This window comes from Xanthomonas sp. SHU 166 (assembly GCF_000364685.1).
GTDB classification, from domain to species: Bacteria; Pseudomonadota; Gammaproteobacteria; order Xanthomonadales; family Xanthomonadaceae; genus Xanthomonas_A; species Xanthomonas_A sontii.
The window spans coordinates 1-9,571 of record NZ_AQOJ01000101.1; the positions used below are offsets into that span (position 1 = coordinate 1).

At 69.5% G+C, this 9,571-nt stretch carries 8 protein-coding genes; 3 read left to right on the plus strand and 5 right to left on the minus strand.

Annotation, left to right across the window (positions count from 1 at the left end):
- Positions 1-116: 116 nt before the first annotated feature.
- Complete coding sequence (locus D180_RS04220) at positions 117-419, plus strand: hypothetical protein (protein WP_043090452.1); 303 nt, start codon at positions 117-119, stop codon at positions 417-419.
- 229 nt (positions 420-648) lie between these two features.
- On the opposite strand, the gene D180_RS04225 is transcribed toward D180_RS04220, so the two are convergent.
- From D180_RS04225 to adh, 3 genes are all read right to left on the minus strand, one after another.
- On the minus strand, positions 649-1,044 hold the full coding sequence (locus tag D180_RS04225; RefSeq protein WP_017910071.1) for a DUF779 domain-containing protein: 396 nt from the start codon (positions 1,042-1,044) through the stop codon (positions 649-651).
- Positions 1,044-2,072, minus strand: coding sequence for an alcohol dehydrogenase AdhP (adhP, locus tag D180_RS04230; RefSeq protein ID WP_017911811.1), 1,029 nt, complete (start codon positions 2,070-2,072; stop codon positions 1,044-1,046). Before adhP ends, D180_RS04225 begins: the two co-directional genes overlap by 1 nt.
- Before the next feature lie 127 nt (positions 2,073-2,199).
- A complete protein-coding gene (adh, locus tag D180_RS04235) occupies positions 2,200-3,729 on the minus strand; it encodes an aldehyde dehydrogenase (protein WP_017911812.1) in 1,530 nt (509 codons plus the stop codon).
- A gap of 243 nt (positions 3,730-3,972) precedes the next feature.
- Between adh and D180_RS04240 the strand changes: the two genes are divergently transcribed.
- Positions 3,973-5,871, plus strand: coding sequence for a sigma-54-dependent Fis family transcriptional regulator (locus D180_RS04240; protein WP_017911813.1), 1,899 nt, complete (start codon positions 3,973-3,975; stop codon positions 5,869-5,871).
- 341 nt (positions 5,872-6,212) lie between these two features.
- The gene (locus D180_RS04245; RefSeq protein ID WP_017911814.1) at positions 6,213-6,977 is read left to right on the plus strand and encodes an SDR family oxidoreductase; all 765 of its coding nucleotides are present in this window, start codon (positions 6,213-6,215) and stop codon (positions 6,975-6,977) included.
- Between the two features lie 122 nt (positions 6,978-7,099).
- Here D180_RS04245 and D180_RS04250 read toward each other — a convergent pair whose 3' ends face one another.
- Both D180_RS04250 and D180_RS04255 read right to left on the minus strand, forming a co-directional pair.
- Positions 7,100-7,519: a hypothetical protein gene (locus D180_RS04250; protein WP_017910076.1), complete on the minus strand. Its 420-nt coding sequence runs from the start codon at positions 7,517-7,519 to the stop codon at positions 7,100-7,102.
- A 441-nt stretch (positions 7,520-7,960) separates the two neighbouring features.
- Positions 7,961-9,571, minus strand: a 1,611-nt coding sequence (locus D180_RS04255) for a TonB-dependent receptor (protein WP_017911815.1), incomplete at its 5' end; no start/stop codon positions are given.

Sequence of the window (9,571 nt, forward strand, 5' to 3'; positions counted from 1 at the left end):
AGTAGCGCTGCGGCCGTTAGCGACCCGTGACCGATCCGTGGAGGATGCGCGATTCGCAATGGCTTCACCGCGTCAGCGGTGAACTGGACCTCCGCCATTCCCTGGAGGAACCGGACATGTCCACGCCCACCGATCCGCTGCGCCAGGCCGCGCCCGTCCCCGGCGAACAGCGCGGCAAGCGCCAGACGCAGGACCGCGAAGACCGCGGCGCCGGCGACCGCCCCGAGACCATCGTCGAACACGAACCGCGCACCGGCGAGAACCGCCTTGCCCCGCAGGACACGCCGGCGCATTCGACACCCGACACGGCGCACGGACGGCATGCCGACGCCAACCAGGACGAAGCCCTGGAAGAGACCTTCCCCGCCAGCGATCCGGTGTCGCCGTTCGTGCCGGCGAAGGCGCCGAAGGCGTCGTAGCGCATCGAAGTCTGGCGTCCTGCCAGCATCGGTGTGGAAATGACTTCAGGGCACCTCAAAAATCTCGACTGCAACATCAGCCGCGACGAGCGACATCATCGGCGCGTCCGACTGCACTGCAGTCGGGACTGAAGTCCCTCCAACAAGGAGGGGCCGGCGGGCAGCGCTTCCATCGATAGGATCGGAAACACGGTGCAGAAGAACTCGCTGCACCGCGTGCCTTCCGCCACTACACCTTCCCCGCCGCCTCCAGCGCGGCGTACTCGCTGTCGCTGAACAGCCGCGAGCGCACCAGGAAGCGCACGCCCTCGCCGTTCTCCAGGGAAAACATGCCGCCACGCCCGGGCACGACGTCGATGATCAGCTGGGTGTGCTTCCAGTAGGCGAACTGCGACGGGCTGATGTAGAACGGCGCCTGCCCGATCTCGCCCAGCAGCACGTCGCGGTCGCCGACGATGAAGTCGTCCTGCGGGTAGCACATCGGCGAGGAACCATCGCAGCAGCCGCCCGACTGATGGAACAGCAGCGCGCCGTGCCGCGCCCGCAGCTTGGCGATCAGCTGCAGGGCCGGCAGCGTCGCCAGCACCTGCGGCGGCAGCGCGTCAGCGGGCGCGGACGCGTCCATCAGGCGGCCATGTCCAGCACGATGCGGCCTTCGATCTTGCCGGCGTGCATGCGCGCGAACACGTCGTTGACGTTGTCCAGGGTGTCGGTGGCCACGGTCGCGGCGACCTTGCCCTGCTCGGCGAATTCCAGCGATTCCTGCAGGTCCAGGCGGGTGCCGACGATCGAGCCGCGCACGGTCACGCCGTTGAGCACCATGCCGAAGATGTCCAGCGGGAACTGGCCCGGCGGCAGGCCGTTGAGCGAGACGGTACCGCCGCGGCGGACCATGCCGATGGCCTGCTCGAACGCCTTCGGCGAGACCGCGGTGACCAGCGCACCGTGCGCGCCACCGATTTCCTTCTTCAGGTACGCGACCGGATCGGTGGTGCGCGCGTTCACCGTCACCGTCGCGCCCAGACGCGTGGCCAGCGCCAGCTTGGCGTCGTCCACGTCGACCGCGGCCACGTTCAGGCCCATCGCCTTGGCGTACTGCACGGCCATGTGGCCGAGACCGCCAATGCCGGAGATCACCACCCAGTTGCCGGGCTTGGTGTCGGTGACCTTCAGGCCCTTGTACACGGTGACGCCGGCGCACAGGATCGGCGCGATCTCGACGAAGCCGATGTTCTTCGGCAGGTGGCCGACGTAGTTGGCATTGGCCAGGGCATATTCGGCGAAGCCGCCGTTGACCGAGTAGCCGGTGTTCTGCTGCGCCTCGCACAGGGTTTCCCAGCCGCCCAGGCAATGCTCGCAATGGCCGCAGGCCGAGTACAGCCACGGAATGCCGACGCGATCGCCTTCCCTGACGTGGTCCACGCCGGCGCCGACTGCCACCACATGGCCCACGCCCTCGTGGCCGGGGATGAACGGCGGGTTCGGTTTCACCGGCCAGTCGCCCTCGGCCGCATGCAGGTCGGTATGGCACACGCCGCAGGCTTCGATCTTGACCAGGATGTCGCCGGCCTGCGGCCGCGGCACCGTCACTTCCTCGATCACCAATGGCTTGCCGAACTCACGCACCACGGCGGCTTTCATCGTCTTGTCCATTGCAACGCTCCTGAGAAAAACGGGTGATGTCACCATCGCGCGACCGGCGACGGATTGCCTTGATCCAGATCAGTTGGCGGCAAGGCGACGACACGCCTGTGCGCGTGCCGCCGCCCTGCCCGGCGGGTCAGAAGAAGCCCAGCGCCTTCGGTGAGTAGCTGACCAGCAGGTTCTTGGTCTGCTGGTAGTGGTCGAGCATCATCTTGTGGTTCTCGCGGCCGATGCCCGACTGCTTGTAGCCGCCGAACGCGGCATGCGCCGGATAGGCGTGGTAGCAGTTGGTCCACACCCGCCCGGCCTGGATCGCCCGGCCCATGCGGTACAGCCGCGCGGCATCGCGGCTCCACACGCCGGCACCCAGGCCGTACAGCGTGTCGTTGGCGATTGCCAGCGCGTCCGCCTCGTCCTTGAAGGTGGTCACCGACACCACCGGGCCGAAGATCTCCTCCTGGAACACGCGCATCTTGTTATGCCCCTTGAACACCGTCGGCATGACGTAGAAGCCGCCGGCCAGCTCGCCATCCAGCGCGTTGCGTTCGCCGCCGATCAGCACCTCGGCGCCTTCCTGCTTGCCGATGTCGATGTAGGACAGGATCTTCTCCAACTGCTCGCTGGAGGCCTGCGCGCCGACCATGGTATTGGGATCGAGCGGATTGCCCTGCTTGATCGCCGCCACGCGCTTGAGCACCTTCTCCATGAAGCGCTCGTAGATCGACTCCTGGATCAGCGCGCGCGACGGACAGGTGCAGACTTCGCCCTGGTTGAAGGCGAACAGCACGAAGCCTTCCACCGCTTTGTCGAGGAAGTCGTCATCCTCGGCCATCACGTCGGCGAAGAAGATGTTGGGCGACTTGCCGCCCAGCTCCAGCGTCACCGGAATCAGGTTCTGGCTGGCGTACTGCATGATCAGCCGGCCGGTGGTGGTCTCGCCGGTGAAGGCGATCTTGGCGATGCGCGGGTTGCTGGCCAGCGGCTTGCCCGCTTCCAGGCCGAAGCCGTTGACCACGTTGAGCACGCCCGGCGGCAGCAGGTCGCCGATCACCTCCATCAGCACCAGGATCGAGGCCGGGGTCTGCTCGGCCGGCTTCATCACCACGCAGTTGCCGGCGGCCAGCGCCGGCGCCAGCTTCCAGCACGCCATCAGCAGCGGGAAGTTCCACGGGATGATCTGCCCGACCACGCCGAGCGGTTCGTGGAAGTGATAGGCGATGGTGTCGTGGTCGATCTCGGAGATGCCGCCTTCCTGCGCGCGCACCGCGCCGGCGAAGTAGCGGAAGTGGTCCACGCACAGCGGCACGTCGGCGTTGAGCGTCTCGCGCACCGGCTTGCCGTTGTCCCAGGTCTCGGCATAGGCCAGCAGCTCCAGGTTCTGCTCGATGCGGTCGGCGATCTTCAACAGCACGTTGCTGCGCTCGGTGCTGGAGCTCTTGCCCCAGGCGTCCTTGGCGCCGTGCGCGGCGTCCAGCGCCGCCTCGATGTCCTCGGCGTTGGAGCGCGCCACCGAAGTGAACACCTTGCCGGTGATCGGCGTGCTGTTGTCGAAGTACTGCCCGCTCTTCGGCTCCACCCACTTGCCGCCGATGAAGTTGCCGTAGCGCGACTTGAAGATGGACTGTGGATCGGTGGCATGCGGCTTGGCGGTGCTGACGGCATTCATGGTGTTCTCCTTCGGCGGTCGGAAAGGACGGGCGGGGCCGTCCGGTAGCGGCATGTGCGCAAGTCCGATGCCAGGTTTTGCGTGCTGCGCCGCGTCACGCGGTCGCACCACGACACACCGACGCACCCCCTGCGGTTTTGCTGCGTCGCGTCACGTCTGTCGATTGCGCTGCGTCGGCGGATGTGCTGTTTATCGGAACACCCGTATCACCAGGTGTCGCAATCTGCGACAGCGGAGCCGGACATGGCGCAGCATCCCTCGCAACACCAACTCGGCCAGGCCCGCCGGGCCTTCTTCGAACGCGGCGGCGCGCCGGTCGGGCAGGTGCCCGACACCATCCTGCAGTCGTGGCAGCGCTGCCAGCGCCTGGGCCTGGCCGCTGACGCGAAGCCTGCGATCGAACCGCTGGAAGCCTCGCGCCTACGCGCCCTGCGCGAGGCGCACGAGCGGCTGTGGCGGCTGGCCCGCGCCGAACTGGAAGGCCTGGCCGGCGACGCCGCGGCCACCGGCAGCATCGTGCTGCTCACCGACGAGGCCGGCTGGATCCTCGACGCCGAAGGCAGCCCGCGCTTCCTCGACAAGGCGGGCAGGGTGGCGCTGATGCCCGGCGCATGCTGGAGCGAACCCCAGGTCGGCACCAACGCGATCGGCACCGCCATCGTCGAAAGCCGTTCGGTGGAAGTGCGCGGTGGCGAACACTACTTCGCCCCGCACCAGATCCTCAGTTGCGCGGCGGTGCCGATCTTCGATCCGTACGGCGCCCTGGCCGGCGTGCTCGACATCTCCGGCGACGCCAGCGTGCAGCACATGCATGCGCTGGCACTGGCGCGGATGGCGGTGGCCAACATCGAACACCGCTATTTCGACGACGGCATCCCCGGCTGCGAACTGCTGCGCGTGCACCACGACCCGGCGCTGCTCGGCACGGCGCGCGAAGCGCTGCTGGCGTTCCGCAACGGCCGCCTGGTGGCCGCCAACCAGGCCGGGTTGCGGCTGTTCGGCCTGGAGCGCCACGAACTCGGCCGTGCGCCCTACGAAGCGCTGTTCGAAGAGCCGCTGTCGCGGCTGCGCCAGCAGGGCAGCGTGTTCGACCTGCAGGGGCGGGCGCTGCACGGACGCATCGACAGCCCGGCCGACGATCGTCCGCGGCGACGCCCGCAGCAGGCGCCGATCACCGTGACCGTGGCGTCGCGGCCTTCGGCGGCGGCGGCGTCCGACGCGCCGCTGTTCGACGCGGCGCAGGAACTGGCGCTGGAACGCGCGCGGCGCGTGCTCGATGCGCAACTGCCGGTGCTGGTGCAGGGCGAGACTGGCACCGGCAAGGAAGTGTTCGCGCGCGAATTGCACCGGCGCAGCGCCCGCGCCGGGCGCCCGTTCGTGGCGGTCAACTGCGCGGCGCTGCCCGAGGGGCTGATCGAAGCGGAACTGTTCGGCTACGAGGATGGCGCCTTCACCGGCGCGCGCAAGCACGGCAACCCGGGCCTGCTGCGCCAGGCCGACGGCGGCGTGCTGTTCCTGGACGAGATCGGCGACATGCCGCTGGCCTTGCAGCCGCGGCTGCTGCGCGTGCTGCAGGAACGCGAACTGCTGCCGCTGGGCGGCGGCAAGCCGGTGAAGCTGGATTTCGCCCTGGTCTGCGCCACCCACCGCGATCTGGACGCGGCGATGGCCGAGCAGCGCTTCCGGCCCGATCTGTACTACCGCATCGCCCACCACTGCGTGCAGATTCCGGCACTGCGTGCGCATCCGGACCGACGCGCGCTCGTCGCCGAGCTGTGGACACGGCTTGGCCAGGGCAGGCGCCTGACCGAGGCGGCCCTGGCGACGCTGAGCGCCTACGCGTGGCCGGGCAATCTGCGCCAGCTGGTGGCGTGCCTGCGCACCCTGGTGGCGTTGAGCGAAGCGGATGCGCTGGTCGATGCCGATGCCTTGCCGGCCTATCTGCCCGGCGTGCGCGCGGGAGAGCAGGGCAGCAACGACGGCACCGCGATGCCGTTGCCCGATGCCGACCTCGACAGTCTCGCGCTCGGCGCCATGCGCCAGGCCCTGGATGCCTGCAACGGCAACGTCTCGCAGGCCGCACGCCGGCTCGGCATCAGCCGCAGCACGCTGTACCGACGGCTGCAGTTGGGGACGCACTGAGGCGGCATATCGCCGGCTGCGCCTTACGCGGTCGTCGACGTCGCACGTCCCGTAGGAGCGGCTGCAGCCGCGACACGGCGTTATCGGTCATGTCAGTCGCGGCTGACGCTGCTCCTACAGCGCAGCGCGGTTTCCACCGAACCGCAGCAACGCGCGCGACTGGAGCGCCCTTTCGCCGCGACAGCCCTCCCACAGACCCCTCATCGGTTGGAAACCGCTCTCGCATCCATGACCTCTTTCTGACGGAACACATCGCCCACGACTGCCGCGTCCGAACACGGCGAGCAGCGCGCGGTGATGCCGGCGATGCTCCAGGCTCCTTCGCAACCATGGAGCTTCACATGCAACGCTTGCACGGCAAGATCGCGCTCATCACCGGCGCCAGTTCCGGCATCGGCCACGCCGCGGCGCACCTGTTCGCGCGCGAAGGCGCCTGCGTGGTGCTGGGCGCGCGCCGCGGTGCACTGCTGCAGACGCTCGCTGCGCAGATCGAGGACGCCGGCGGCCAGGCCGCGTGGCTGGCCGGCGACGTCCGCGAGGAGGCCTATGCGCAGGCGTTGGTGGCGCTGGCGAACACGCGCTTCGGCGGGCTGGACATCGGCTTCAACAACGCCGGCACCCTGGGCACGCTGGTGCCGACCACGCAGCTGCAGGCGCAGGCCTGGCGCGACGCGCTCGATACCAATCTCAGCGGCGCATTCTTCGGCGCCAAGCATCAGATTCCGGCGATGCTGGCACGCGGCGGCGGGTCGTTGATCTTCACCTCGACCTTCGTCGGCCACACCGTCGGCTTCCCGTGCACCGCCGCCTATGCCGCCAGCAAGGCCGGCCTGATCGGCCTGACCCAGGCGCTGGCAGCGGAATTCGGGCCGCAGGCGATCCGGGTCAACGCCTTGCTGCCGGGCGGCACGCACACGCCGATGGCGGAGGCGATGAACGGCACGCCGGAAGCGCTGGCGCAGGTCGCGCAGCTGCATGCGCTCAAACGCCTGGCGCAGCCGGACGAACTGGCACGGGCCGCGCTGTTCCTGGCCTCGGACGAAGCCGCGTTCGTGACCGGCAGCGCGATGCTGGTCGACGGCGGGGTATCGATCATGCGCAGTTGACGCGGACGGCGGTCGCGATGTCGCCGCGCCCGCACGCTGCGTGGCGAGGCGCACGCTCGCCACCGCGGGCAATGCCCTGCCGCTGCCGACGTCGCGACAGCAGCGGCCGGGCATGCGATCGCTCAGTCGTAGCTGTTGTTCATGCACGGTGAGCTGACCGGCGTCAGCACACTGAAGCTGCTGGCGTACAGCGCGATGATGCAGGTCCCCGGCGCATCGCTCTGCACGTAGTTGCATTGCTTGCTGTTGCGGCTACGCGAGCTGCCGTCGCTCATCTGGAACGACAGGTTCCAGTAGTCGTTGGAGCCGGTCTGCGCCCGCAGCGGCACGGAGGCGATCGTGCCGCCCGGCGGCAGCGACGCCGAAGCGGCCGGATCCATGTAGTTGCCGCAGGTGTGCTTGACGCTGACGTTGTTGATCGTCTGGCCGGTGCAATTGACCACCGTGAAGGTGCCTTGGTACGGCGTGGCGCTGACGCCTTCGGCCAACGCGGGTTTGCTCTTGGTGCCGGCGTTGTCGCGGCTGTCGTCGGATGTGCTCATGGTGCGTCTCCTGGAGAGGCGTGGCGGTATGCGGGGGTGGCATTACGCTAGCGCCGCCGCGAAGAACGCCGCCAGCGTCCGCCGCCGGTTCGCGTAGACAGGTGCAGCGCGTTTGGTAGACGACTTGCATGCGCGGCGCAGCATGTAGACGCGCGGCACCTGGCGTTCGCTCAAGCCAGGCGCGGCATCGCCTCCGATGATTCATACGCGGCTGCCAGGCGCCTTCTTCCGCAGTGCCGCTATCGCGTTCGCCTCGCGCTGCAGCTGCGCCTCGCACTTGCCGTCGTTCGACAGGTGCAGATGCTGATGGACGCATCGACCGTCGTCGGCGTACAGCTGCGGCAGGCCATCGCCGAATGGTCGCCAGAACCAAGCGGATGCGCAGCCGCCTCGCCACGCAGCCGCGAGCGAAAGCCTCGCCAGACCGGCAGGCGTTCGCCGCTAGTGCGGCAAGTCCCACTGCAAGCCGACCGTGTAGCTGCGGTCGGGGCCCGGCTCGTAGTAACGGCCGTTGCCGTCGTTGACGATGACCGAGCCGATGTAGCGGCGATCGAACGCGTTGTCGATGCGCGCGAAGGTGCGCAGGGTGCCGTGCGCGGTGGTCCAGCGCCGCGCCGCTTCCAGGTTGAGCAGGGCGTAGCCGGGCGCGGCCTCGCTGGCCAGGTCGTTGACCACGGTGTCGCCGGCGGCCACGCCCTCCACCGCGAATTGCCAGGCGCGCGGCTGCCACTGCCAGCGCGCGAACAGTTGCTGCTGCGGCACGCCGGGCAGGCGCGTGCCGGCGGCCACCACCGCGGTCGGCCTCGCGCAGCCGCTGCTGGCGCAGGTCAGGTAGGCCTGGCGCACCGTCGCCTGCAGCCAGGTGTAGGCCACCTGCAGTTGCGCGCTGGCGCCGAGCGGCAGGGTCAGGCTGGTCTCGGCGCCCTGGCGGCGGGTGCGGCCGATGTTGCGGTAGGTGCTGCGGCCGTTGGTGTTGCTGGCCACCGCCAGCTCGTCCTCGGTGGTGGCGCGGAACAGCGCCGCGTCCCAACGGGCGCCGGCGGCGTTGCGCCACTTCGCGCCCAGTTCCAGGTTCTGGCTGCGCGCGGCGGCCAGGTCCAGCGCCAGACCGGCGCCGCCGTCGCGGCGGTAGCCCAGCTCGTTGAAGGTCGGGGTCTCGAACCCGCGCCCGGCCGAGGCGTAGAGCCGCAGGTCGTCGGTGACGCGGAACACCAGCCCGGCCACCGGCGTGGTCGCGGCATAGTCGGTGCGGCCGCTGTCGTCGGGATTGCGGCCGACGATGTAGGCATCGTTCGAGCGGAAACGCACCTGGCTGTGGCGCAGCCCGGCCAGCAGCGACCAGCGCTCGGCGAACTGCCACCAGGCCTGGGCGAACTGGTCCACGTTCTCCACCCGGTCCTGCTGGTCGCGGCGCAGCCGGCCCTTCACCCCGAGCGTGCTGCCGACGAAGTTCTCGTAGCCGGTGCGGTGCTGTTGCTGGCGGTCGGCATTGGCGCCGACGGTGAACTGGAACGGGCGGCCGCCCAGTTCGCCCTGCCAGGCCCAGCGCGCGTCGAGGCCGCCGTAGTCGCCGTCCAGGTCGATCACGCCGCCGGCATTGAGCGGGTTGCTCTGCGCGCCCACCGGGACCGAGAGGTATTGGGTGACGTCGCGGCGCCCGGCGTAGCCCATCAGCCGCCAGGTCTGCTGGTCCACCTGCTGGGTGAAGATCGCGCCGGCCTGCACCTGGCGGGTGGACTTGCGGGTGTCGAACTGGCCGGCGGCGGCGGTGGCCTGGCGCGGGTCGGCGGCGACCTGGGCGCGGCTCAGGCCCAGCGGATCCTGCGCATCGGGCGCCTCCAGCGCGTTGAGCAGCAGGTCCAGGCGCCGCCCGGGCGCCAGGTCGATGCCGATCTTGGCGTTGAAGGTGGTGCGCTGGGCGTGGCTATGGTCGCGGTAGCCGTCGGTGCTGAAATGGGTGGCCGCCAGGTTGTAGTGGACGTCGCCCTGCTGGCCCAGCGCCTGCGCGCTGAGGGCGGCGGTGCCGTGGCTGCCGATCGCACTGCGCAGCCG

What these genes read in the sequence shown, in the direction of transcription:
- D180_RS04250 (WP_017910076.1), bottom strand. Translation starts at nt 7,519, where the DNA reads ATGAGCACATCCGACGACAGCCGCGACAACGCCGGCACCAAGAGCAAA.
- D180_RS04220 (WP_043090452.1), top strand. Translation starts at nt 117, where the DNA reads ATGTCCACGCCCACCGATCCGCTGCGCCAGGCCGCGCCCGTCCCCGGC.
- D180_RS04240 (WP_017911813.1), top strand. Translation starts at nt 3,973, where the DNA reads ATGGCGCAGCATCCCTCGCAACACCAACTCGGCCAGGCCCGCCGGGCC.
- D180_RS04225 (WP_017910071.1), bottom strand. Translation starts at nt 1,044, where the DNA reads ATGGACGCGTCCGCGCCCGCTGACGCGCTGCCGCCGCAGGTGCTGGCG.
- adh (WP_017911812.1), bottom strand. Translation starts at nt 3,729, where the DNA reads ATGAATGCCGTCAGCACCGCCAAGCCGCATGCCACCGATCCACAGTCC.
- adhP (WP_017911811.1), bottom strand. Translation starts at nt 2,072, where the DNA reads ATGGACAAGACGATGAAAGCCGCCGTGGTGCGTGAGTTCGGCAAGCCA.
- D180_RS04245 (WP_017911814.1), top strand. Translation starts at nt 6,213, where the DNA reads ATGCAACGCTTGCACGGCAAGATCGCGCTCATCACCGGCGCCAGTTCC.